Source organism: Pseudomonas sp. BIGb0558 (genome assembly GCF_024807515.1).
GTDB lineage: Bacteria > Pseudomonadota > Gammaproteobacteria > Pseudomonadales > Pseudomonadaceae > Aquipseudomonas > Aquipseudomonas yamanorum_A.
In genome coordinates this window covers 13,117-38,562 of sequence record NZ_JANUEW010000003.1, presented here as the reverse complement: position 1 = coordinate 38,562, position 25,446 = coordinate 13,117, and the positions used below count along the sequence as shown (strand labels likewise).

Here is a 25,446-nt window from a genome sequence, read left to right as displayed (position 1 = left end):
ACAATCAATTGTGCACCTTGCGTGCACATTGATAGCCGAAGGTGCAGCAAACTGCACTGAGCAAAGTGCCCCAGGCAATGTCCATGACGGCCAACCCGGCGGACCAGCCCTGCAAGGTCGCCCAATTGCTCAGGTCATACGTGCCGTAGGCCACCAGGCCCAGCAACGCACCAAGCCGCGCGGCGCGTTGCCAGCCTCCGCTTGTCAAAGCGGGCAGGACGACCAACACCACACAACCGAATACATAAAGAAGGTAGAACGCCACGGCCGGGAACAGGCGCGGCTGATCGAGCATCAGCGGGCCAAGCAGGGCTTTGTAGGTCGGCCCCATGAACACGCCGAGCCAAAGGCCGTCGAGGATCAAAAAGGCGAGCAAGGTGCCGAGATAGGCGAAGAGGGTTTTTCTGGACATTCACATGATCCTGTAGGAGCTGGCTTGCCAGCGATGGCGTCAGAAGAATCGCCCAAGGCTCACGGGCCTTATCGCCGGCAAGCCGGCTCCTACAGAAGAGCAAACCGCGATCAGCTTAGTTCAATACGATCCGCGTGGATCACAATGCTGCCTTGCTTGTAGAGGGCACCGATGGCCTTCTTGAAGTTGCCTTTGCTGACACCGAACAAACTGCTGATCACTGCCGGGTCGCTTTTATCGCTGACCGGCAAGGTGCCGTTGTTCTCGCGCAACTTGGCGAGGATCTTCGAGTTCAGGCTGGACGCCGCTTCCTCACCCACCGGTTGCAGGCTCAGGCTGATATTGCCGTCGGCACGGATTTCCTTGATGAAGCCTTTCTCTTCCTTGCCCGGGCGCAGGAACTTGAACACTTCGTTCTTGTGGATCAGGCCCCAGTGCTTGTTGTTGATAATGGCCTTGAAGCCCATGTCGGTGGCCTCGGCCACCAGCAAGTCAACTTCCTGGCCTACCTTGTAGGTGGCCGGGGTCTTGTCCAGGTAGCGGTCAAGGCGCGCGGTGGCGGTGATGCGCTTGGTGTGTTTGTCGAGGTAGACGTGCACCACGCAATATTCACCGGCGGTCAGCTGGCGCTTTTCTTCGGAGTAAGGCAGCAGCAGGTCCTTGGGCAATCCCCAATCGAGGAATACACCAATGCTGTTGACTTCAACTACTTTCAGACTGGCAAATTCACCCACCTGTACTTTTGGTTTTTCGGTGGTGGCGATAAGTTTGTCATCGCTGTCCAGATAAATAAAAACGTTGAGCCAGTCTTCATCTTCACTGGGAATATCTTTGGGGATATAACGATTGGGCAAGAGGATTTCGCCCTCTTGATCACCATCCAGGTACAAACCAAAGTTAGTGTGTTTAACCACTTGCAAGCTGTTGTAGCGCCCGACTAAAGCCATTTTCAATACCCTCATTGCGTGGGCGGCATTCTACCCGAGTTGACGGCGGCGGTCCCGCGTACCGGCGCACAGGCCTGAAAAATCATGGGTTTGCCGGCCACCAACCCGCTCGTCAGATCATCGGCCTGGATTCTCCCAGTGCACGCAGCCTGTTTTCCCCATGGGTTTCGAGTTAAAACAGCAAGTTAGGTGACTATTTCAATCATTAACTGTGGGCAACTCATAAGCCCGCCATTATTTCAGAAGGATATTTGCCAAGCAATTGTCAAGCATTTCATGTACGATGCATGGCCAAGTTAATTTTCTACAGGTTAGTGGCCGCCATGCGCGTAAAAGCATCCAACAGCAAAGCAAAGCCAGCTCCCGCCGTTGAAACCAGCGAATCGATCAACAACCAAATTGCTGCATTCCTCAAGCAGGGCGGCGAAATCCAGCAGATCGCCAAAGGCGTAAGCGGCCAGACTTTCGGCCCGTCCAAGCAGATCACCCTGGGTAAAAAGTAATACTCGCGCATTACACCTGGTCCCTATGCGCTTTGCCTTTCAAGGCGCTAGGACTAGAGCCCGCAACACCCCCTGATACGCCCCCTTTTGCACCAATCGACGAACGGGCTTCATCCGCGAACCATCGCCGGTATGCTTGCACACGTCTAGATCGGGCATTTGCCTGATATTCCCCGTTACTGCTCCTCGCTTTTCATGGAGTGAAGCATGCTCAAATCCTGTATTTTCCTGGCCGGCGCCCTGTTGGCCAGCCCCCTGGCCGAAGCGCAGGTTTTCCAGCGTGAACTGGGTGACTTCGACCTGAAATTGGGCACCACACCCAGTCGCAGCATGGCCCAAGGCCTGGTCAAACCCACTTCGCCCGGCAGCGACTCGTTCCACGGCGGGCTGGACCTGAGCCACGACAGCGGCCTGTACCTCGGCCAATTCTCACCGAGCATGGGGATTTCCCCGACCAGCAACCTGGAAGTCGATTCCTACCTGGGTTTCAAGCGTCCCTTTGACCAGACCCTGGGTTATGAACTGGGGATGATCCACTACAGCTATCCCAAGCTGAGCCCACTCGACAGCCAGGAGTTCTACGGCGGCCTGACCTTGCTGGGCAATCGTTTTGGCGCCTCCTTCAGCAACGACCCGGACCGACAGGACAGCACCCTGTTCGCCGACCTCGGCGGCACCAAGCCTTTCGGCATCGGCGTCAGCATGAAATACACCACCCACCAGTTGGGCACGCCGGTCTCGGTCGCCGATGGCAGCTCCATTCGCAGCTTCAGCGACTGGTCGGTGCAATTTTCCAGGCCGTGGATGGGCGTCGACCTGAACCTGATCTACAGCGACTCCAGCCTCAGCGGCGGCGATTGCTCGGCCTACTCCGGACACAACTCGCAATGCGACGGTCTCTTGACCCTTAAGGCCGAGCGGGCGTTTTATTGATGGGCTGAACTGTCGCTGCACTGACGGGTTCAGATGCAATACTCTCGTCTGCGCAAGGACTCGCTCATGCTGCGTCGGTTAAAACTTCTTGTTGTATTGCTAACCGTCAGCCTGGTGCTTGCCGGCTGCAACCGGGTGGGCCTGGCCTATCGCAACCTCGATGTGATCATCCCCTGGACCCTCAGCGACTACCTGGACATGAACGCCGGGCAGAAGAGCTGGTTCAACGACAAACTCAAGGAACACCTCGCCTGGCATTGCACCACGCAACTGCCAGGCTACCTGGATTGGCTCGACCGCCTCCAACAGATGGTCGACGACAATCAGGTGACCGACGCCGCCCTGCAAACCCGCACCGCCGAGGCCAAGCAAGCGATTGCCGAAAGCGCACGGGCGATCACACCCTCCGCCGTCGCATTATTGCAGGGGCTCGACGACCAGCAAGTGCAGGACATGGAGCAAGCGTTCGCCAAGGACCTGCGCAAGCGTCAGGATGAATACCTCAAACCGTCCCTCGAACAGCAGATCAAGGAACGCGCCGAGCGCATGAACAAGCGGCTGGATGCATGGCTCGGGCCGTTAAGCGCCAGCCAGCAGAATCGCGTCACCGCCTGGTCAATTGCCCTCGGAGAGCAGAACCAGCAGTGGATCGGTAACCGCGCTCACTGGCAGGCGCTGTTTATCGCGGCGGTAAAAGACCGCCACAGCAGCGATTTCCCACAGAAGATCGAGCAGTTGCTGGTAGACCGCGAAAGCCTATGGACTGCGGAGTATCGCCAGGCCTACGCCCAGACCGAAACCGCCGCCCGCAGCCTGATCGTCGACCTGATGGCGCAGAGCACCGTGCAACAACGCCAGAAGCTGACGCAGAAGATCGACAAGGTGCGCAGCGACTTCAAGGCCCTCAAATGCCTGAAGGCTGGCACCCCGTAGTCATCAGGCAATCTGTGGTTTAGAGGCCAGTTCATCAAACGTCGCCGGATCCAGCGCATCCGCCTGCTCATCCAGCACCTGGCGCGGGTGATTATCGCCAGGGATGCAGCTGTCGATCAGGCTCAGCAGCTGTGAGCCGCGCGGGGTCAATTTGAAATTCTCGCCATTGCCACGCTCTTCCTCTGACCGCGACTCAATAAAGCCGCGTGTGAACAACAATCCCTCGTAATCCGCTGCAGTCTTTTTAAACTCATCGAGATTACCGATGGGCTCACCAGCGGCAGCCCTTTTGGCGGCTTCTTCCTCGGCATATTTGCGCGGGGCAAAGCTGCTGCCACCGTTCTGCACCTCATGCAGCAATCGTTCGATCAAATCCCAATCGTAAGTCGTCATCCTGATTCCTCCTGAAGGCACACGAATATAGGCCCTTCAAAGGTGTGACATGCCGGACCCATCGTCCGTTCAGCCTAGCGGACAGGCGCGATTTCGCTGAACTTTTCAGCGTTCGAAGCCCTCAACCGAATATCATCGCCAAGGAGGTCCGAACCATGAAAACCCTGCTGAATATCGCCGTCGCGGCCACGCTGCTCACCGCCCTGCCCGCCTGGGCCTGCACGCTGGAAGAAGCCACCGCCAAACGTGAGCAACTGGCCAAGGAGGTGACCAAGCTCACCCAACAGAACCCGCAGAAGGCCAAGGAGATCAACGAGGAATTGCAGAACATGAAGCTGGAAACCGCCAGCGCAGACCTGCCCGACAAGTGCCAACTGATCGACCAGCGCCTCAAGGAAATGGACGAAGCGGCCGCCAAAGCCAAAAACTGAGGCGAAAAAAAACCGGACATTGTCCGGTTTTTTTGTGGCTCAAGCCTTACTCGGCAGCCGGTGCTTCCGGCTTGCGGCGCTTCAGGGGAGCCATGCCGTCCTTGCTGACCAACGACAAGTTGTCGGTCTTTGGACGGTTGGCGATCTTGCGCTTGGTCGGCGACTTGGCGCCGGCCTTCTTCTTCTCGCCCTTGGCATCGACCTTTTTCTTCTTCACGCCAACGGCCTTGCCCGACGCCTTGACCTTTTTCGGCCCGCCGTAGGTGCCTTTGACTTCCTTGATGGTGCGGCGCTCGAACGACTGCTTCAAGTAGCGCTCGATGCTCGACATCAGGTTCCAGTCGCCATGGCAGATCAGCGAGATCGCCAGGCCATCGTTGCCGGCACGCCCGGTACGACCGATACGGTGCACGTATTCGTCGCCGCTGCGAGGCATGTCGAAGTTGATCACCATGTCCAGGCCGTCCACGTCCAGGCCGCGGGCGGCAACGTCGGTGGCCACCAGGATCTTCACGCCGCCTTGCTTGAGGCGGTCGATGGCCAGCTTGCGGTCCTTCTGGTCTTTCTCACCGTGCAGGACGAACGCCTTGTACTCCTGAGCCACCAGGCGACCGTAGATGCGGTCGGCCATGGCGCGGGTGTTGGTGAACACGATGGCCTTCTGATAGGTCTCGTTGGCCAGCAGCCAGTTGAGGATCTGCTCTTTATGCACGTTGTGGTCAGCGGTGATGATCTGCTGACGGGTGGTGGAGTTCAGGTCGCTGACGTTGTTGACCTGCAGGTGCTCCGGGTTGTTCAGGACCTTGGCGACCATCTCGCGCAAGGTCGAACCACCGGTGGTGGCCGAGAACAGCATGGTCTGCTGGCGGTTTACGCACTCTTGCACCAGGCGCTGCACGTCGTCGGCGAAGCCCATGTCGAGCATGCGGTCGGCTTCGTCGAGCACCAGGACTTCAACTTCCTTGAGGTCCAGGTTACCGGCGTTCAGTTGCTCGATCATTCGGCCCGGGGTGCCGATCAGGATGTCCGGCACCTTGCGCAGCATGGCGGCCTGGACCTTGAAGTCTTCGCCGCCGGTGATCAGGCCGGACTTGATGAAGGTGAACTGCGAAAAGCGCTCCACTTCCTTCAAGGTCTGCTGGGCCAGCTCGCGGGTCGGCAGCAGGATCAGGGTCTTGATGCTGACACGGACTTTGGCCGGGCCGATCAGACGGTTCAGAATCGGCAGTACGAAAGCGGCCGTCTTGCCACTCCCGGTTTGAGCCGTCACCCGCAGGTCACGCCCTTCGAGCGCGAGCGGGATGGCCGCTGCTTGCACAGGCGTTGGCTCGACAAATTTAAGCTCGGCCACGGCTTTGAGCAGGCGTTCGTGCAGGGCGAATTGGGAAAACACGGGTGCTACCTCGAAGAAATACAAAAAAACAGCTGCATAGGGTAACGGTTTCGGGCGCCGAGGCCGAGTTTCTTTACGCGTACTGCGTCAATCAGGCGCTTTTTTGTCAGCGAATTTGTCCACAACGACAACTTTGAAGGACTTAAATGCTCTAATCGCCCCGTCACGTCTTACAGAAGAATCGCGTTTACCCATGGATATCAAACAGCTCTGGCTCAACGCCCAAGACCTTTGGGGCACCCTCGACGAGCACCCGTTGCTGCATTCCAGCCTCGCGCTGGTGGTGTTGCTGGTGGTGGCCTTGCTGCTCGGACGAGTGGCGCGGTACCTCATCCTGCACGCCGTCAAGTTGCTGGGCCGGCAACCCGCGCTGCACTGGCTCAACGACCTGCGGCACAACAAAGTCTTCCACCGCCTGGCACAGATGACGCCGTCGCTGGTGATCCAGTTCGGCCTGTACCTGGTGCCGGACCTGAGCAAGACCAGCGCCCTGTTCATCGGCAACGTAGCCCTGGCGTTCACCATCCTGTTCATGGTGCTGGCGATGAGCGCCCTGCTCAACGCCCTGCTGGATATCTACGCCCGTACCGAACACGCCCGCACCCGCTCGATCAAGGGCTACGTGCAGTTGGCAAAGATGGTGCTGTTCGTGTTTGGCGCAATCATCATCGTCGCCACGCTGATCGACCGCTCGCCGCTATTGCTGCTTTCCGGCTTGGGTGCGATGTCGGCGGTGATCCTGTTGGTCTACAAGGACACCCTGCTGTCGTTCGTCGCCAGCGTACAACTGACCAGCAACGACATGCTGCGGGTCGGCGACTGGATCGAAATGCCTCAGGTGGGCGCCGATGGTGACGTGGTGGACATCACCCTGCACACCGTCAAAGTGCAGAATTTCGACAAGACCATCGTCTCGATCCCACTTGGCGCCTGATGTCCGAGTCGTTCAAGAACTTCAGCGGACGCCCTTGGAAAACATACTATCCCCAGCAAGCCCCCCAGCCCCATTGAGTGGGCTATTAGTACAGGTACTACAGCCGGCTGTACTATTCCTAAACCCAACCTCCTGCAAGCCCCTATCTCCAAGCATAAATCCACCTAGGATTAGATAGCCTTGCAAGCGATGCGTTAGCGATGCGCGGCACTTTCCTCCCAGTCCTCGAATCTATCCGACACCACCAGTCCTCGCCCAGCCGTGTCCAGTAATCACATCCATGAACTTGTCATGCGATGCCCAGGCATTGAGATCTCAAGGCATCTCACCTCCCAACGGTGGACGCTGCGTACGCCTGAGACGGATTTCGGAATTGCTGGTGCAGAGCCGCTGCTGGCGAATGAACTGAGTTAATGCTTGATGCGGGAGAGAGAGATAGCCTTCTGACACCATGCGATTGTACGATCTGTACTATCGGCTTACTCCACGAAACCACTGATCAAGGATTGAAAATGTTGGAAAGAAAGGCTCTTGCTGATGAGATCACGACTCATTTTATATTCCTTCAATTATTCATAGAAACCAACTCAGCCTCCGGCCTTATTGATGAAAATATAATAAGCGAGGACTTTGTTGCTAGCATTTTGAATATATCTCACAAATGGAACTTAACCAATACCAACCATGTCACTCCAAATACACAATCCATTGACTTATTGGATGCAGGAAACCGAATAGGCGTTCAAGTAAGCTCACGAATTGATTTGAAAAAAATCAACTCAACCATTACCAGTCTAATCGATAGCGAGCATCGCGAAAAAATTGACGAGCTATTCTTTTTCTCTTTAAAGCCCAAGAAATTTAGATCTAAAGTTAGCGCCATCTGCCCAGGCGTGAAATTTACCAACAAAAACGTCCTGGACTTCAACCTAGTATTGAGAAAGACGAAAGCCTTATCCACAGGAGTAGATGACTTAAAGCTGTTGCGCGACATTGTAGTCAAAAATTTCGCCGAAACACCTAAGCGCATCATTAAAACAGCGACAGCCATGAGTAAATGGCTGTCAAAATTTGACAATTCCATGATTGGCGAACAGCTAGAGGAACTACTAGGCCGATCCTTTCAAACTGGAGAGACAATTAAAGCCCAAGTCATTCTTCTTATTGAAAAGAACGAACCAAGCCAGGCAAAGGAACTACTGGACAGTTTAGCCAAAACCAGTAAAGCCATGGCAGCGCAAGACTTGATCGATATAGCCAACCTGTACGCGCTGCTAGACTCCGACCAAGCTGACATTTATTATTCTCACGCAGCAAGCTTGAACCCCGAAAGTGTGAAAGAGGCTAACATTTATGCCACAAGCCTTATGCTTAGAGGTAGGCTGCCGGAGGCCGAAAAAATCTTTAATGTATGCCTCGAAAAAGCAGATATAAGCCCACGCGAACGGGAAGCCGTACTAGGAAATCTAGGCTTTCTTTACAAAAATAACGGGCGAGTGCCTGATGCCATCGAAGCTTTTGAAAAGGCGCTTGTAATATCCGAAAGCATTGATCACAAAATAGGCCGAGTGAAACATCTCAATGGCCTTAGCAGCTGCTATACAAATCTAGGAAACCTCGAACTATCAGAGAAATATTACAACAAAGCAAAGCTACTACTTGACGAAGTAATGGACAACTCAAAGAGCGAAACTGAAAGAAGAGAACTACGTTCGATCAAGTCTTATCTACTGACAAATCTCGCTATTCGATTGAAATACAAGGCCGAAATCTCAGGCGACGAGAGTTTGCTTCATCAAGCACTGGAAGTATTGCATCACGCCATTGACTTGGCAGAACTGCTGAAAGACTCGGGGAGCTTATTAAAGCACTACGGCAATATCGCAAACATCTACCAGAACCTTAAAAATCTAGAAAAATCAAGGGAATACAACTTAAAAGCCTACGACCTATCCGTCAAAGAAGAAGAAAAACGTTCTCAAATAGCAGCACTTTTAAATCTCGGCCTGGTGGACAAAGATGAAAACGACTTACCTTCTGCAAAGTCAAATTTAGAACTTGCCCTCAAGCTGGAAGAAAACCTATATCCAAATCTTCGAGGCCACATACTGGCCAGCTCCTCGCTCATCCATAAAGCATTGGGGGAGCACTCACGAGCTAAAGAAGACTTTGCGCAGGCGGAGCAAATTTATAAAAAGCTGGGCCTGCGAGATCACCTGCATAGTTTGCACGTAAGATTTTCACAACTTGATCAGAAGATCTCATAACTACTACCAACTACCGTTCAAATTGCCGAGCCACATTTTAAATCAAGAGATGGACTGGAGTTCCAAAGGAAGCCCAAGGCAAAGACAAGCTCAATGCTGCTGATGCCATCTCAATAGGATTGATCGAGAAGGCATGGAAATGCAAATGGGTGATTCCGCTCATTTCCATATCTGCGGGCTACCCGATGCGACTGAAAGCAAATTCTGTTGAAGGACGCAGGCCAGCACGGCATCAGCATAGAGTGCGATATCTGATCATAGCCACCCACTCCGGTATCACGGGGTGGGTGGCGTCGGCTGACAATCGCGCAGCCACCTTATCGGCACAAGACGACCGCCAGAACCGGTATGACTTACACAAACACTTCCCTGCTCCCGCTAGTCACCAAAGATAGACTCAGTCAAGAGCGAATTTGAAGTTTATGAAGCCAGCCTTCATGTAAGCATCACATGCTGCTGGCAACCAAGCATTGGCTTACACAACCTCACAGGCAGCACTTTTTGTACTTGAGTCCACTTCCGCAGGGGCACGCATCGTTACGCCCATGCTTTTTGGGGGCAAACAATCTCTCCATGGCCTTCAGGCCCTGTCTAACCGATGAAGATGGTTTCATTTCCCTTGTTAGATCATCCAGCTGGGTGGACTTCTCCCACGGGAAATTCAGGGTTATGCCAAACTGAATTTCACCATTAACTCCCACCGAAACCCCGTACCATTCCGGCGTCTGATGTGTGTACTTGCGTTTGGCACAGTGCACCTCCAGCGTTCGAACGGCTTCCTCGGAAGGAGTGGGGTTACAGTGAAAACAAATCCCCACCCCATGCTCAGTCATACCAATCGTAAAATCATGGCGCTTGCCATCGATTTTCGTCATGTTGGTCAAGCGCTCAATGGCATGATGAACCGCATTACAGGTTTCTTCGCTCATAGAAAGCAGGGTGAAACCCAGTTCAAGAATTGCTGGGTTAGGCCGGCGCTCAATTTGCTCAATCAAGCGCTCGTAGTACGTCCCTTTCATCCTAGTGAGAATGCCTTCAGGGACTCGCTGGCCCGGTAGTCCTTCCCGCCGGACAACCATGGCGGCATCTAAGTCTGCTGCGATCGAGTCCTCCAGCATCACCATATCGAACTGATCGTCGAGCCAGAGATTGCACCGCAGATGATAGGCCAGGGCTGTGAGCTCGTGCCCCGCCATCAGCTTTGATGATGACTCTGAGCGCATTCGGACATAGCTTAGAAAACGCATGGGCGTATCAAGCATCTCCGCAAGGACATCCAGCAGGAATACATCCATCACCAAAGGTGGACGAACGACCTCATCGGCTGAGTATTTGAGGTATTGGCTGGCTTGGAATGCTAACGCCGGGTAGTGGTCGGACACGACGCAGAACGGGTAGATCTCTTTGACCTGCTTCGGAAGCGCAACAGCTTGGCCCTGATCATCTTCGAGGCGGCAGCTCCCAGCTCTGATAGCTGTCGCACATTCAGCCCCTTGGTCATAGGCTTTCTGAATGGCAGCAGCAAAATCAGCCTTGATGTGTCCATCGCTACCTTTGCGGGCCGCCAGGGTCAGCTTTTTAGCTTTAGCCTGAACGATGATAATCCGATCCCCGAAGATGACCAGCACGTCCGCTTCTGCGACGATCCGCTTCCCCTCGATCAAATTGACGTTGGTGTGGACGTTTGACTTTCCGAAGACCGATACCAAGCGGCGCAGAGAGAACTGTTCGGTAAATGCACCACGATTGTCTGAGGCCTGTTGCTTGTAATCCTTATCCTGATTCATCCAGAAGAAAGGCGACTCGTACAGGGCTTCGTAAATCATGTGATTAGAGAACAGAAGTACTGAGTCCCGACCTGTTGGCAGCAGAGGCGTAGCCGCTACCTGGTTGAAGTCCCCAACCTCCCTGAACAGGCCATTATCACCACTGAACGTCAGCGCTTTGAAAACTGCCTCAACGACACCCTGTTCCAGGCCCGAACAATGGGCTACTTCTTGCGCCCTGAACTCGAAAAGCTCCAGCACCGAGCCTGTCGGCATTCGGCCTAGCTGGGGTTCACCAGTCAGTCGCGCTCCGTTGTTAGCTCGCTCGTTCATCAACGAACACATCGCGTTCGCCACTCGTAAAGCTTGGGCGCTGCTGAACCCCAAGACCCGCTCTAACCAGGCATCATCCGGCGCGTGTTTCTCTGCAAAAAAATCTCGATACTGGAAGCTGTAGGCTGATTCGGTGGCATAGAAAATGGGCTCCTTCATCATCGGCCCTTGCCAAAAGTCCTCCACGACTTCGCCCTTCTGGGCTTGTGGGGCCAGCTCGCCGATCACCTGGCCGTTGAGAGCACTGTGAAGCTCACCCAATAGCTGGTCAGTGCGGGAGGCATAGCCTCTAAGTGTGGTTTCATCGACCTCAGACAGATCGAGAGGCTGACGCATCATCAGACCCAACACCGTGCTTATTTCATTGCGGTTGAGTCTTTTACGGTCAAGTATATGATCAAGATCAGAGGGCTTGTGCTCACCCTGGAACGACACAAAGTTGTCGCGATGACAAATCCCGGCTATAGCGTGAGCGTAGCCTGGTCGAGCCGTCAGATTTATCAGTTCCTTGAAAACTTCGGCTTCACTTCGGTGCGTGGGATTCATTCCTGCTGCTCCAAGGTTCGTGATTCCTATGGGAGGGTGGACTTCCCGTCTCCCTCCCACCATCGGTGATGTTGCTTGGCGAACTTACTCGTTAGATTTTGGCACATATCGCTTATCAGGTATGGCAGTACGCAAGCAACAATCCGGCCCGAAACCTACACCCTAAACTCCTTGGTCATGGTGCTAACGACATAGGGGTGGGCTGTGGGTTGATTATCGACGTCCAAATCGAAGCGAGCAGCCTGGTAATCCGGCTCAAAAACCACGGGATGCTTCGCTGAAATTCGCTCTGACTGGAATGTACGAGCCTGTCCCGGGAATTCGTAAACCACTTTGAGAAGGCTCCGCTCGTGAGCCGGCAGGTTCCAATAGTCATTGGTACTGGCAACGGTGCCCACATAGAGGAAGCGCAAGCCATAGTCACGCAGATGGCGCTTGCCCTTTGGGAGCGGGGGGAAGTCCATCAGCGTCAGCAGGACAGGCAGCACATCCTTAACACCCATGTCCCGGTACCGCCAGATGCCGTGGCGATCAGCGTATCTGAGGACGGAGACAAAATCGAAGACCGAGGCGTAACCGATGATCCGGTCGAATTCTCGCCAGTGATACCGCCAGATCGCAAAGAAGTCCTCTCGAAGCCTCTGAGCGTCGTCGGCATTGCCCTGTCCGGGATGGAGTGCGCGGTAGGCTCGAGCGTTGAAGGCTTTGACCGGACAGGGAGCGCTGTCCTCGAAGTGAACGAAATTGGGAGTGCGAAGCTTGCTGTGCTCAGCTCGCAAGAACACATCTTGTCGGCAGATATCACAAAGGGCCGGAGGTCGTACTCGCTCCTTGCCATTTTTATCAACGGGCTTTCCATAGGCGTCTTCATAGCCCTGAGCATCCAGGGTTTCGAGGGTGTCACGGTGTAGTGCTGTCCGCATGCCAATTCTCGACTGAATCAATCGGCCATAGTGGCGACACTTCGACTACCAAGCAACGACCAGTTGGTCTCACAGCAGCGAGATAGAGCCATCCACCCTTCACCCTAGAGAGTCATCAAATAGCGGCATTACCTCTCGACACGCCCAGATTGTAGTAGTGGAGGCCTGGGGAGACCGCGACAACTACCGAAGCTGAAGCAGATAAAGCGAAGAAAGCCGATGATGAGAAGTTGGCGGCCCAAACAAAAGCAAAACCTGAGCCGAAATCAGCCGGCAACGCATCTGCTGGTCGACAGCCATTGAGGGCGGCGCACTCTACTGCCCCGAATGATCAGCAGCAGAACTGGTCAGAAAACAGCCCAGACCGAGAACAGGAGCTAGTCTGGATTGCGCTGCTGTTTACGTCCTCAGCACCCTACCTCAGAGGTTTTTTGTCGGACATAGAAATGCAAAAAGCCCCCGAAGGGGCTCTTATCCGCATCATCGTCATCCAATCGGTGTGCGGTACTACCGGGGAACATCGCAATGCTCATTACTGCTCAACTGATTTGAGAGGGAACCCGTCGGCAGATGATTTAACTGTATATCCGTACAGCTATAATGTCAACAGCTATTTCGAAAGCTGTGGCTCCATTCCCTATTGTTTGGTGTGCTGGCTAGTGGCTGCCGTGAAGGACGCGCGAGCGGCTCTCTAATGCCATGTAGCAGACTTACCTGCTAAGCCAGATCACCTCCTCCTCCAGCACCTTGCAAGTCACCCAAACAAGCACGCATGCTCAGCGTCTTGCCTGTAATCATTCAGCTGACGAGCGAAGGAGCAAAATGATGGGGTCGTACGGGGGTTACATTGAGCGGTTGGCCAAGAAGGTCGAAGCTCGGTTGCAGGATATCGAAGCGATCTACAACTTCGACCTGGGCGACGAATTCGAACTCGCCCTTTGCGCCTTGCTGGAAGACGTGCTGCCTGCCAAGTACGGGGTTTGTCGTGGCTTCGTTGTCGCCGAAGATGGCAGGACAGCTGGGGATGACGTCATCATCTACGACAAGATGGCCAGTCCAACCCTGCGCTCCAGCCTGAGCCGGCAGTTTCCGGTCAAGGAGCAGATCCCGGTTGACGCTGTGTACGGCTACATCGAGTGCAAGCACTCTATAGCGACCTCAGAGGTACTGGAGAAGGCAATCGGCCAGGCCGAGGCGGTGAAGAAGCTTGTGCTCACGCGCCGTGGCCTCAACAACCCTGACTATGAAAAGGATGGGCCGGTTTACAACGGGCGGCCCAGGGATTGGCCACGTACGTACCCACCACTGAAAAACCAGCCTTTCTGTGCAGTATTTGCACGCAAATTTTCACCCGACGTCGCCCTCCCTCGCACTTACGGCGAACACACACCTGATCTATTAATCCTAGGTAACAGCCACATCGCGACTCAGACGGTGAACCTAGGCCCAGACGGCATCAAGTCATCACTCTTCTTTGACACCAAGTACGGGGCAGGCTTGTACACAGAACAGGCCCCCGAAAACGCGTTTGGCCTCGGCTTAGTGACCCTGCTTGAGGCCCTGAGCTGGGTTGAATTGCTGCCCATCGACTGGACTGGCACGCTCAACGCTACCTTCTTCGAAAACCTGCGAAAGGTAAGAGCCAGCACTCAGTCCTAGTACTGCTTGGAAGAGTCTCGCTAGCAACCCAGCCCGACCACGTCAGGTGAGCTGGCAAGCGAAGGCCACCCTACGGTCGGGATTTACCTTCCGACCATCTAGGGCCATGATGACAAGCGCAGCAGGCTCGCCTTGCGTGAGCCATCGGAAAGGTTACGGACAACGAGTGCTTTCATGGCTGAGCAATTTCACTATCCGGCAGACCTCCTGGAACTGCTGATCAAGACCATCCCGAAACTGGTCAAGTCCAAGCAATCCGTCATCCTATTTTTCCAGGGTGCCGGGGTCACTGAGGAGGATTTGGCAGCCGTCAGCGCAACGGTGAAAACCACGCCAGGCTCGATCAGCAAATACGAGATCGTGCGCACCGTGCTGACACGCTTAAACATGCGTGGTGATAACGGATTAGGCCCACGTCGCGGGGTGATCCGTCGGGTCGTCGAATTTGAGGATTTCGAATCATGCTGGCCAGACGACCGTCTCGAAGCCAAGGGCCTGGTGGCCAGCGTCCGTGAAGCTGTGAACAAGAAAGACGCGTTCACCAGGATGCAGCAGGAGCGAGAGGCTGAACGCGATCAAGCGCAAGCAACACACCGTGCAGCCCAGCAGGAGGCCGCGCGCAAGCGCAGCGAGGTCGAGGACGTAAAGAACCGTCTATTCGCCCTCTTCGGTATGGACGACCAACCCCAGGAAAGAGGCCGACGCCTGGAGGTGGTGCTGAATGATCTCTTCCGTGCTTACGGCATCCATGTGAGAGAGAACTTTGTCCGCAGGGCACCGGACAGCGCGGTGGTGCTGGAGCAGATCGACGGCATCATTGAACTCTCGGGCACCCTACACGTGGTGGAAATGAAGTGGCTTAAAGACCCTGTAGGTGTAGGCGATTTCAGCTCGCACCTAGCGAGGGTGATGAACCGAGCAAACGTGTCGGGCATCTTCATTTCAAACAGCAGGTACACGCAGGCCGTCATCAGTCAGTGCGCAGAGTTCCTTAATCACAGAACCATTTTCCTGTGCACCCTAGAAGAAATCGTGAGCCTGTTGCAAAACCAGGGCGATTTAGTCGAACTTCTTAAAAATAAGTCTCAAGCCGCAATCATCGACAAGAAACCGTTTCTAGAGCTACGAAATTAAGAATAATTTTCGACAAACTGAGACAATTACATCGCAAGCATTACAATGAAACACCCAACAACCACGAGCACAAAAAAACACAATGAAAGTCAAGCCAGGATCTAAATTTACACTGTGCTCGCCAGATGAGCTTGGAAGTCTTGATTACACCACTAGTGTCATCCTCCTGAACACCTATTCCGCCAAAGATAGGAAGATGATCCGATCAGCACTCAAGGCCGGACTTAGCACAGGCAAGCTCACCCCTTCTGAAAAAGATGCCTATAACCTCTGCATCCATGAGTACACTCATTATCTTGACCTGACGACTACGGTATGGGGCGCTGAGTTTCTTTTGCGCCGAAATGCCGCCTTGTCAAAAATCTTGACGCAGGGCAAATCCGCTGCCTCGGTGGTGATGTTGAACATAACCGAAATCATGATGCACGAGACCTTCAACCGGGTCTTTCATCAGGTCAAGCTAGACAACCTGGTTATCCAAAACCGTCTGCACTACTCCAAAACCTACGGTTCGATTGTCATCATCACGTTGATTAAAGGTGGCGTACCCATCGCAGAGACGGCTTTCAGCATGCTCTCAGTTCTTGAAGCCAATGCCATTGCCAGTGAATATGAAGGTGAATATAAGTGGGTGACTTGTAGATTAGGTGGACTAAGCCAATTTCAGGAAAACAGGATAGAATCTAAATTTCAGAACTTACTCGAAGACAGCCAAAGACTCGAATACAACATCATCCACATCCTCATCGCCATCCACTTTCCAGAACTCTCACTTCGTCACAGACTTAAGCTCGCCTCGACACTTTGCCACCTCGCGCTTGACATGTCGAGCTTGAACCTTGCAATGCTGGCCAACATAATAAATGACTTTGTTCTCAACAAAGGACTGGGGGACGTGCTTTGCAACGACATCTGTCGTGGCATGTCGCGCCACGTAGTGGTTTTTTATTTAATATTAATGCTCTATGGGTACACCAAAGAGGTCGGCATGACAGCTGCGCAGATGGCTGAGCATATTGAAGAATCAGCCCTCCATCTAATTGATCACACGCTGAAGCTTTGGGAAATGAGCTACCCACTCTCTGAAGCTCTAAGCGACCGAGAGTACGCACTAGCCATCAAACTGCTTAGGCATGAAGACTCCAAGTTCAGGCATACTGGACTGCTTTGTGCTGCAAGTTACAATCGAAAACTCCGCAAGACAAGTTTCAAAACGAGCGATAGCTTCCGGCGTTTCAAATTACCTGACATCCTCCTCGATGATCACACCAGGATACGCGCACCTTCTCGAATACGCGCCAACGTCCTGACCCACTGGGAGCATATTTACGATGAGTGCAGCGCACTTGATCAACTCGTCAATGATGCAGAAGCAATGAAAAAGTTTCACATGCCACCTGGTGTTTACGGCCCAATGCAACAACGGCGTGAGGATCACTTCATGCAGCAGCTGACCTCTACCGACGATGATCTGGAGTAAAATCCGGCATAGCATAGAACCTACGCGCCTCAACAGCGCGCAGGCTTGTCACCAGTAAACTTATCTCTTTAACAAGCCTACGACAGATCCACAAGCGCTTTAAATGCTGATTCCGAAACCCTGGAAATCCCTCTTCAGCGTCGCCTGACTAAGAAGCGAAGGGATTTTGATGAGGTACTTGTAAGCCTGATAAACGAATAGTGGCATCAATAGAAGCCCAAGACCATAAGTCGCTACAGCGACGATTATGGGCGCTGGCACAGCAGCAATGGCATAAATAACACCCTGTACCCTGGCGCCCTTGGAAAGGGTCTTTACTTCGTCAAGGTCGTAGAAAAACTTGCCCGCACTGTCCTCAAATCCCACAATCACAACAGTATGTTTATCAACATTCTTAACATACCACGTCCGTGGCACATCACTGCTGAAAGCCCCTTTTCTAGCTAGATAGCCAGGGACAACCAAGCGTTTGATGTAGTATGTCTTGCCAGACTCATCTTCAAGACGTACGCGGGTATAGCGTGCCACAGACTCAGCCGAGATTCTTTCCTGATAGTTCCTGACAATCGCGACAACTTTACGCATTTGTGACATGCAGCATCAGGCAGTCAAGCCTGCTGAAAATAGAGATGTGCACCACAGGCATCTTTTGGGTTCACCTTAAGTATTCCCTCCGATACCTGCGTGAACTCGACACCATTCTCTTCAAACACGTGGGCGGTTTTAGCCACGTCCTTGACTAACAATGTAGCGGCGGCGAGATAGGCATCACCTCTGTTTGGATGAGCGTCTCCGCGCGACTCAGCCTCCTTGGCGGTGATCAACTCTACACCCGCGCCCTCCCCGAAGTTCAGCCAAATGCGATCGGTATCTCGACGTACGCTCTCGGGCCCAAGTAGCTTGTTGTAAGCAGTCTGCGCAGCATCGAAATCGCTAATGACACCGACTATACGACCAAACGAAACGACACCATTTCGGTGATTCAGCCAGCCCGGCTGGCGCAATGTGTCCGCGGTGAGGTGCTCGCAGAGATTGGCGTGGGTCAATCCAGGATAAAGACTGTGGTCGAGCATCACCGTCCGAAAATGAAGGTCTAGTACTTTGTCTTCGAGTACGAGTTTACGATTTAACGCCTTTGGCGGTTCAATGCCCAAGCCCGCCCTAATTCCTGCCAGGTAGCTATCGTCAGCGGATTTCGCATTGAAAGCAACGCTGTACAGACCCTCGCCTTTCTCCAGGAATTTATCGACTCCCGCTAAAAATTTACTCGGATCCCCGATTCCGCGGATTTCCAAATAATCCCCAGGGAACATGATGCAAAGATTTTCGGTGCCCCACTCCTGATGCTTCCCGCTAGGCGGGACTACGAAGCCTAGCTTCTGGTACTGCGCACGCGTCGCCCTGAGGTCGTTTACCGCCACAACAGGATGATCAACCCTTCCTACTTTTGCGGTCATAGCTTTTCCTTATTTATTGATACATGAGATCGACGGCTCGGCCTGTCCATGCAAAAACCCGATGGAGTGAGCTTCAATGCCACTTACAAAATCTTCTTTGACCTGCTGTTTGTGATCCGCGGTAAGGCTCGACCATGGAATGCCTCCGCAAATATTAAAAATCTAGATTTGGTATACTTTCTTGCTCCTAAAAAGACAGAACCAAGCGGTCAAACTAAGGTATCCCTGGGCATGCAACCAGCGAAGAAGGCAATCACAGCCGCGCAAAGAGCTTATGAAGAAATCAAGCGGCGTATCTCCGACGGAACACTCGCCGAAGGTGCCCCCATTCGCCAAGATGAAATCGCCGGAGTAATCGGCGTCAGCAAGATACCAGTGCGTGAAGCGCTCACTCGCTTGGAGTCCGAGGGCTTGGTGGTGTTGACACCAAACGCTGGAGCAACCGTTGCAACACTGACCGTCAGTGATTACATCGAAATGCTCGACATGCGCTTGGCGCTGGAGTGTCGCGCGCTGGAGCTGGCAGTCCCAAATATGGCGTCCTCGGACATAGCTAAAGCGCGTCAGCTTCTGGCTGCGTACGACCAGGCTATGACCCAAGAGGAGTGGAGTGATCTTAATATGAGCTTTCATGCCTGCCTCTACGCCCCAGCCAATAGGCCACGTCTAGTCACAATGATTCGCTCCGTACAAGACCACATGGGCCGTATGCTCCGCTTGCGTGTCTCCGGTGTAGCGGGACATACGAGGTCGCATAAGGAACATATTCAGATCCTCGATGCTTGCGAACAGGGTGATACAGCCAAGGCCGTAGCGCTGCTTCGTAAACACATAGAACAAACACAACGCGAGGTTCAGGGTTCGTTCCGCCATTCGATTCGTGGTGAACTTTCAGAATCAACGCCCTCCTAACCTCGTCGATCCTGAAGCCGTTTGAAGGCCGTTGCCGCTTTGACACCAATCCCTCGAAACATGTGGAAATGGACGGTTTTGATCGACGAAACAGGAACAGCCAATTCCGCAGCAGACGCTCCAAGGATTCGATTGGCAATCTGAATTCCGAGTGAGGTAGAGACGGCAATTCCTCGGCCATTACAGCCAACCGAAATGTGCAAATTGCGCTCGGGCTCATGCACATGCGGTAGGTGATCTGTAGTGACAGCAAAATAGCCACTCCAATGAAACTCCCATTCCATTCGTCCTAAGTGACCAAAAAGCTCCCGACCCGCTTTATGCAGGTAAGGAACAATTGCAGAATGATCCAAGCAAGCCGTTGCACCGGAGCCCCCCATGACAAGGCGTCCGTCCGGCGATAATCGGAAAGAGGTGAGTAATTGCCGTGTGTCCGATGAAACGTGACCATTTGGAAGGATGACTTGGCGCATTGCCTCGGGAAGTGGCCGAGTCGCCACCTGTGCAGTACGCACGGGTACAAACGAGGTACGAAGTTTAGGAACCAGCTGGTCAGCATATGCCCCTGTAGCGACCAACACATGCCGACCTGTGACCTTGTGTCGGCCGACTGATGCAGTCCACTTCCCTGTGCTCGGACGCAAATCATCTACCTTCGCTGAGCCGAATATGCGTACATCAAGTGCCACGGCGACCTTGGCAAGACCACGCGCATAACTCAGAGGCTGCACAGACCCACCACGCGGATCCAGCCACCCCAAGCTGTACTTCGTAGTGCCTAAAAGCTGGTGCAAACGTGCCCCTTCTAACAACTGCACGTCCACCTTGCGTTGTTGCCAAGCCAAGTGTCGTGACCTTACTGCCGTAGCGCCTGCTGCTGTGAAGGCTGGCTGAATCCATCCTTGTTGGTTCGGCGCGCAGCTAATTGAATGTCTCTCCACCAGCCTCCATACCTCGGCTGGCGCGTCACTGCCAAACTGCACCAATCTACGCCCCTGCTCACCAGGGTAGAGACCTTCGATGACATCGGGATCCTGTTTAAGACCTGCGATTACTTGACCGTTGTTTCGTCCAGACGCGCCCCATCCCGGCTCAGCTGCTTCGAGTACCACACAAGAAAGCCCAGCCTCTGCCAAGTGAATGGCTGCCGAAAGACCAGTAAATCCTGCCCCCACAATGATGACGTCCGCCGCCTCACTCCGCATCAAGTGCTCCGATGGCGGGCCAGCCTCGGCAGTAGTAGACCAAAGCGAAGTAGGCATATTGAGTGGTTCACCCAATAGGGAGTCCTTGCGGTGTCTGCTCATTCTTAAACCTCAGTTCGCCCGAAGCCGCAAAGACTTTGAGCAATCCAGAGTGGGGATTGATGGTCGACGGTGACCGCCAACCTGCTTCACCTATGTATGCCTTACGCCCCCTATAGCAGCGCAGGTACCACTGGCTCGTGCTTTAAGGCCGTAGGTCGGAATACACATTACTGTAATAGTATACGATTGTACAACTTTGGATATCTGTGTACGGTTGCACCTAGGTGCTACCTCATTCCCTGGAAAGGTGGTGGGTAGGAGTGCCGGCGATGAGCGGTTCTTAAATCTGATAACAACCTGAGGAATCTGAGATGCCAACAGTCCGTGTGGAACTTTGCACTGGTAGGTCGCAAGAGCAAAAAGCTCAGTACGTGAAGGAGGTCACTCGCCTGACCGCAGACGTGCTGAAGTGCTCTCCGGAAAGTGTGGATGTCATATTTGCTGAAATCGCCCCTGAGAACTGGGCCCATGGAGGCCGCTTTTACTCAACCCCCGCTACAGAGGCTAGCTAAGATCCTAAAGCCCCCCCCCCATCCAACCGCATGCGATGGGGATACCTGGTAGAGCGACGATAACAGGGCGAGACGCTTAAGCTCCGAGCAAAATCACCGCAGCGGCAAGCTTTTAGTCAATGGCATTGACTTGGCGCTCTCGCCGGCTAACTGCCTAGCAGTCAGCACGGCATCAATTGATGCAGACGTGAAAGTATACGAAATCTAATTAACGAATAATATTTCAAGGCGTTGTGGCTTGTGCCAAGCACCGAGCAAACGCTAACTCTGATTAGCAAGGATCACACATGAGCACGTCGACTGTTGGAGTGAAGTTATCCCCCGAAACCCGAGACCGCCTAAAGAAGGCGGCCCACGGCGCCGACAGAACTCCTCATTTTGTCATCAAACAACTCATCCTCCACTTCATTGAGCGATCCGAGCGTGGAGATATCGTCAACGACCTTCTGAATTTTCCGACCTCCGATGATGAGCCCTCCTTGCCGCTGTCAGAGATCGAAGCCAGCGGCCCGCTCATGCCGTTTTTGGATTTCGCCGAAACCGTTTTACCCCAGTCCACCTTGCGCGCCGCGATCACAGGCGCTTACCGTCGCCCCGAAACTGAATCGGTGCCAATGTTGCTGGAACAAGCCCGCCTATCTGACGCGATGATCGACGCTACCAATAAGCTCGCGGCGGGGATCGCAGAGAAACTGCGCAACCAAAAAAATGCCAGCGGTCGTGCCGGTATCGTTCAAGGATTGCTACAAGAGTTTTCGCTTTCCTCGCAAGAGGGCGTAGCGTTGATGTGCCTGGCCGAGGCCTTACTCCGCGTTCCCGACAAAGGCACACGCGACGCTTTGATACGCGACAAAATCAGTACCGGTAACTGGCAGCCTCATCTAGGAAATAGCACATCACTGTTTGTAAACGCCGCTACTTGGGGCCTTCTGCTCACGGGGAAACTGGTCGGCACCCATAATGAATCTGGCCTCACATCCTCCCTGAGTCGGATCATTGGCAAGTCTGGCGAGCCTATGATCCGTAAAGGCGTAGACATGGCCATGCGCCTGATGGGAGAGCAATTCGTCACCGGCGAAACCATCGCTGCTGCCTTGGCGAATGCAAATAAATTCGAAAGCAAAGGCTTCCGGTACTCCTACGACATGCTGGGTGAAGCCGCTCTCACTGAAGTCGATGCACAGAAATACCTTGCGTCTTACGAACAAGCTATCCACTCAATTGGCAAAGCCTCACACGGCCGTGGCATTTATGAGGGGCCTGGCATCTCGATCAAGCTTTCGGCGCTGCACCCCCGTTACAGCCGGGCCCAGTACGATCGGGTGATGAACGAGCTGTACCCGCGCCTGCTGTCGTTGACCTTACTCGCCAAGCAGTACGACATCGGCTTGAACATTGACGCTGAGGAAGCTGACCGCCTGGAGCTGTCACTGGATCTATTGGAGCGCCTGTGTTTTGAGCCGCAACTCGCTGGATGGAATGGCATCGGTTTCGTGATTCAGGCATATCAAAAGCGATGCCCCTATGTGATCGACTACGTAATCGACCTAGCCCGCCGCAGCCGTCACCGCCTGATGATTCGCCTTGTAAAAGGCGCTTATTGGGATAGTGAAATTAAACGCGCACAGGTCGAAGGACTTGAGGGCTACCCGGTCTACACACGTAAGGTGTACACCGATGTTTCTTACATCGCGTGCGCACGCAAATTGCTCTCAGTGCCGGAAGCAATCTACCCACAGTTCGCCACTCATAACGCGCACACGCTATCCGCGATTTATCATATTGCCGGACAGAATTACTACCCAGGTCAGTACGAATTCCAATGCCTCCATGGCATGGGTGAGCCACTGTACGAACAGGTTGTTGGGAAGGTTTCCGATGGCAAGCTGAACCGCCCATGTCGCGTGTACGCGCCGGTTGGGACGCACGAAACCTTGTTGGCGTACCTCGTACGTCGCCTCCTGGAGAACGGTGCCAATACTTCGTTTGTTAATCGCATTGCAGACCACTCCATCTCCATACAAGAACTGGTCGCAGACCCTGTCCTGGTCATCGAAAATATGGCCAACCAGGAAGGGGGATTCGGCTTGCCCCACCCGCGCATACCTCTGCCGCGCCATCTGTACGGTAGCGATCGCTCCAACTCGTGTGGCATCGACATGGCCAACGAGCACCGTCTCGGCTCCCTGTCCAGCGCCCTGCTAGCTACTGCTCACAACGAATGGATAGCTGGCCCATTGCTTGGTGGCCCGACTGTTCAAGGAACAGCGATTCCAGTGCGCAACCCTTCAGATCATCGAGATATCGTTGGTTACGTCCAAGAAGCATGCCTCAATGACGTCAGCACAGCGATTGAAGCTTCGCTAATCACAGGGCCAATCTGGCAAGCCACTCCACCAAGTCAGCGCGCTTCAATTCTTGATCGTGCGGCTGATCAAATGGAATCGAAGATTCAACCGTTGATGGGCTTGCTCGTACGCGAAGCGGGCAAAACATTTGCCAATGCGATCGCCGAAGTCCGTGAAGCCGTAGACTTCTTGCGTTACTACGCAGCGCAGGCTAGGCAAGACCTTTCGAATGATACCCACCGTCCTCTCGGGCCCGTGGTGTGCATTAGTCCGTGGAACTTCCCTCTGGCCATTTTCACCGGCCAAATCGCCGCAGCATTGGCTGCCGGCAACTCTGTACTCGCCAAGCCAGCGGAACAGACGCCCCTTGTTGCCGCCCAGGCAGTCCGTATTCTCCTGGGTGCTGGCGTGCCAGAAGGCGTGCTGCAGCTTCTCCCTGGTCGCGGGGAAACAGTAGGCGCCGGCTTGGTCGGCGACGAGCGCGTTAAAGGGGTTATGTTTACTGGTTCTACCGAGGTCGCACGCCTTCTGCAGCGTAACATCGCCGGCCGTTTGGACTCTCAAGGACGGCCTATCCCACTGATAGCCGAAACCGGCGGTCAGAACGCGATGATCGTCGACTCCTCAGCTCTGACTGAGCAAGTGGTCGTAGACGTGGTCTCCTCAGCGTTTGACAGCGCCGGCCAGCGCTGCTCGGCGTTGCGCGTACTATGCTTGCAGGAGGATTCCGCCGACCGTGTAATCGAGATGCTTAGAGGCGCAATGTCTGAAAGTCGCCTTGGCAACCCTGAGCGCTTGTCCGTAGACATCGGCCCGGTGATCGATGCAGAAGCCAAATCTGGTATTGAAAAGCACATTCAAGCCATGCGTGATAAGGGCCGTTCCGTCTACCAAGTCGCTATCGCGGACAAGGACGAAGTAAAGCGTGGCACTTATGTCATGCCAACCCTCATCGAACTTGAAAGCCTCGACGAACTGAAGCGCGAGATCTTCGGCCCGGTGCTGCACGTTGTTCGCTACAAACGCAAAGAGTTGGATCAGCTGATTGCGCAAATCAACGCGTCAGGTTATGGCCTGACACTAGGCGTACACACGCGCATCGATGAGACGATTGCCAAAGTCGTCGACAACGTCCATGCAGGCAACATTTACGTCAACCGCAACATCGTAGGCGCAGTGGTCGGGGTGCAGCCATTCGGTGGTGAGGGGTTGTCGGGGACAGGCCCAAAAGCGGGTGGCCCTCTCTACCTATATCGACTGCTTTCGACCTCTTCCTCGGACTCAGTCACTAAAACTCTCACACGCACCGCATCCTCAGCGCCTGATGAGCGAGCCAAAGAGAAGCAACTCGCCCCCCTGAAAGCGTTGAAAGCCTGGGCGGAAGCGAATAAAAAAATCGAGCTACGTGACCTCTGTATACGGTTCGCAGAACAGTCTCAGAGCGGGATGACTTATCTGCTTCCTGGCCCAACAGGAGAACGGAACTCCTACAGCATCCTCGGTCGCGATCGGGTGCTGTGCATAGCCGAGACACAGGGCGATTTGCTGATCCAGTTAGCAGCTGTTCTGGCTGTGGGTGGCAGTACGGTTTGGCTCGACGCCGATTCCAGCGTTCGACTTCTGACGAGCCTTCCCAAAGAGGTCACCTCTCAAATTCAGATGGTGTCTGATTGGGATAAAGACGACGTGCATTTTGACGCAGTACTCCACCACGGGGATTCAGATCAGTTGCGGATGATCTGCCAGCAGGTTGCGAAACGTGCAGGAGCCATTGTTGGAGTTCAAGGACTATCCCAAGGCGAAACAACGGTTGCCCTTGAACGTCTGGTCATCGAGCGAGCGGTAAGCGTGAATACGGCAGCTGCTGGCGGAAACGCAAGCTTGATGACCATCGACTAAGTCAGCCAAAACCAAACCGATCGG

General features: G+C 54.0%; 21 protein-coding genes and 1 pseudogene. 13 read left to right on the top strand and 9 right to left on the bottom strand.

The features are described from left to right. Positions 1–4 precede the first annotated feature (4 nt). Positions 5–412, bottom strand: a complete 408-nt coding sequence (locus M2400_RS06265; protein ID WP_259198742.1) for a DUF2177 family protein — start codon at positions 410–412, stop codon at positions 5–7. 110 nt (positions 413–522) lie between these two features. Continuing rightward, positions 523–1,359 carry a S1 RNA-binding domain-containing protein gene (locus tag M2400_RS06260; RefSeq protein WP_177044871.1) on the bottom strand — a complete coding sequence of 279 codons (837 nt, stop codon included), beginning with the start codon at positions 1,357–1,359 and terminating at the stop codon, positions 523–525. Positions 1,360–1,682: 323 nt separating this feature from the next. Here M2400_RS06260 and M2400_RS06255 point away from each other — a divergent pair, with 323 nt between their 5' ends. From M2400_RS06255 to M2400_RS06245, 3 genes are all read left to right on the top strand, one after another. Further along, positions 1,683–1,862 carry a hypothetical protein gene (locus M2400_RS06255; RefSeq protein WP_088422903.1) on the top strand — a complete coding sequence of 60 codons (180 nt, stop codon included), beginning with the start codon at positions 1,683–1,685 and terminating at the stop codon, positions 1,860–1,862. Between the two features lie 207 nt (positions 1,863–2,069). Further along, positions 2,070–2,795 (top strand): TorF family putative porin, encoded by a 726-nt coding sequence (locus M2400_RS06250; RefSeq protein WP_177044872.1) that lies wholly within the window; start codon positions 2,070–2,072, stop codon positions 2,793–2,795. Between the two features lie 66 nt (positions 2,796–2,861). Then, positions 2,862–3,728, top strand: coding sequence for a DUF6279 family lipoprotein (locus M2400_RS06245; RefSeq protein ID WP_259198743.1), 867 nt, complete (start codon positions 2,862–2,864; stop codon positions 3,726–3,728). A 3-nt stretch (positions 3,729–3,731) separates the two neighbouring features. Here M2400_RS06245 and M2400_RS06240 read toward each other — a convergent pair whose 3' ends face one another. Beyond that, positions 3,732–4,121, bottom strand: a complete 390-nt coding sequence (locus M2400_RS06240) for a transcriptional regulator (RefSeq protein WP_177044876.1) — start codon at positions 4,119–4,121, stop codon at positions 3,732–3,734. Between the two features lie 155 nt (positions 4,122–4,276). Here M2400_RS06240 and M2400_RS06235 point away from each other — a divergent pair, with 155 nt between their 5' ends. Then, positions 4,277–4,552, top strand: a complete 276-nt coding sequence (locus M2400_RS06235; RefSeq protein ID WP_177044878.1) for a hypothetical protein — start codon at positions 4,277–4,279, stop codon at positions 4,550–4,552. A gap of 46 nt (positions 4,553–4,598) precedes the next feature. Here the strand turns inward: M2400_RS06235 and M2400_RS06230 are convergent, their stop codons facing one another. Next, positions 4,599–5,945 carry a DEAD/DEAH box helicase gene (locus tag M2400_RS06230; protein WP_177044880.1) on the bottom strand — a complete coding sequence of 449 codons (1,347 nt, stop codon included), beginning with the start codon at positions 5,943–5,945 and terminating at the stop codon, positions 4,599–4,601. A 193-nt stretch (positions 5,946–6,138) separates the two neighbouring features. On the opposite strand from M2400_RS06230, the pseudogene M2400_RS06225 reads away from it, so the two are divergent. Further along, a pseudogene (locus tag M2400_RS06225) lies at positions 6,139–6,908 on the top strand (mechanosensitive ion channel family protein); the annotation flags it as partial. Positions 6,909–7,391: 483 nt separating this feature from the next. Further along, the gene (locus tag M2400_RS06220; protein WP_259198744.1) at positions 7,392–9,146 is read left to right on the top strand and encodes an SMEK domain-containing protein; all 1,755 of its coding nucleotides are present in this window, start codon (positions 7,392–7,394) and stop codon (positions 9,144–9,146) included. 485 nt (positions 9,147–9,631) lie between these two features. Here M2400_RS06220 and M2400_RS06215 read toward each other — a convergent pair whose 3' ends face one another. Together M2400_RS06215 and M2400_RS06210 are read right to left on the bottom strand one after the other, a co-directional pair. Continuing rightward, entirely contained in the window at positions 9,632–11,791 is a 2,160-nt protein-coding gene (locus tag M2400_RS06215) for an SEC-C domain-containing protein (protein ID WP_259198745.1), read from the bottom strand. A 155-nt stretch (positions 11,792–11,946) separates the two neighbouring features. Then, complete coding sequence (locus tag M2400_RS06210) at positions 11,947–12,714, bottom strand: hypothetical protein (RefSeq protein ID WP_259198746.1); 768 nt, start codon at positions 12,712–12,714, stop codon at positions 11,947–11,949. Between the two features lie 230 nt (positions 12,715–12,944). On the opposite strand from M2400_RS06210, the gene M2400_RS06205 reads away from it, so the two are divergent. The 4 genes from M2400_RS06205 to M2400_RS06190 all read left to right on the top strand — a co-directional run bounded on the left by M2400_RS06205 (position 12,945) and on the right by M2400_RS06190 (position 16,987). Further along, positions 12,945–13,409 carry a hypothetical protein gene (locus M2400_RS06205; protein ID WP_259198747.1) on the top strand — a complete coding sequence of 155 codons (465 nt, stop codon included), beginning with the start codon at positions 12,945–12,947 and terminating at the stop codon, positions 13,407–13,409. Positions 13,410–13,536: 127 nt separating this feature from the next. Next, entirely contained in the window at positions 13,537–14,373 is an 837-nt protein-coding gene (locus M2400_RS06200; RefSeq protein ID WP_259198748.1) for a DUF6602 domain-containing protein, read from the top strand. Positions 14,374–14,547: 174 nt separating this feature from the next. Then, complete coding sequence (locus M2400_RS06195) at positions 14,548–15,507, top strand: restriction endonuclease (protein WP_259198749.1); 960 nt, start codon at positions 14,548–14,550, stop codon at positions 15,505–15,507. Positions 15,508–15,589: 82 nt separating this feature from the next. After that, positions 15,590–16,987 (top strand): hypothetical protein, encoded by a 1,398-nt coding sequence (locus M2400_RS06190; RefSeq protein ID WP_259198750.1) that lies wholly within the window; start codon positions 15,590–15,592, stop codon positions 16,985–16,987. A gap of 99 nt (positions 16,988–17,086) precedes the next feature. On the opposite strand, the gene M2400_RS06185 is transcribed toward M2400_RS06190, so the two are convergent. Together M2400_RS06185 and M2400_RS06180 are read right to left on the bottom strand one after the other, a co-directional pair. Further along, entirely contained in the window at positions 17,087–17,572 is a 486-nt protein-coding gene (locus M2400_RS06185; RefSeq protein ID WP_259198751.1) for a hypothetical protein, read from the bottom strand. A gap of 23 nt (positions 17,573–17,595) precedes the next feature. Next, entirely contained in the window at positions 17,596–18,444 is an 849-nt protein-coding gene (locus M2400_RS06180) for a VOC family protein (protein ID WP_259198752.1), read from the bottom strand. Positions 18,445–18,492: 48 nt separating this feature from the next. On the opposite strand from M2400_RS06180, the gene M2400_RS06175 reads away from it, so the two are divergent. Further along, entirely contained in the window at positions 18,493–19,356 is an 864-nt protein-coding gene (locus M2400_RS06175) for a GntR family transcriptional regulator (protein WP_259198753.1), read from the top strand. On the opposite strand, the gene M2400_RS06170 is transcribed toward M2400_RS06175, so the two are convergent. Next, positions 19,353–20,636: an FAD-binding oxidoreductase gene (locus M2400_RS06170; protein ID WP_259198754.1), complete on the bottom strand. Its 1,284-nt coding sequence runs from the start codon at positions 20,634–20,636 to the stop codon at positions 19,353–19,355. The genes M2400_RS06175 and M2400_RS06170 overlap by 4 nt on opposite strands. Positions 20,637–20,974: 338 nt before the next feature. On the opposite strand from M2400_RS06170, the gene M2400_RS06165 reads away from it, so the two are divergent. Together M2400_RS06165 and putA are read left to right on the top strand one after the other, a co-directional pair. Then, entirely contained in the window at positions 20,975–21,175 is a 201-nt protein-coding gene (locus tag M2400_RS06165; RefSeq protein ID WP_259198756.1) for a 4-oxalocrotonate tautomerase, read from the top strand. Between the two features lie 287 nt (positions 21,176–21,462). Beyond that, complete coding sequence (putA, locus tag M2400_RS06160; RefSeq protein WP_259198757.1) at positions 21,463–25,422, top strand: trifunctional transcriptional regulator/proline dehydrogenase/L-glutamate gamma-semialdehyde dehydrogenase; 3,960 nt, start codon at positions 21,463–21,465, stop codon at positions 25,420–25,422. Positions 25,423–25,446: the final 24 nt, after the last annotated feature.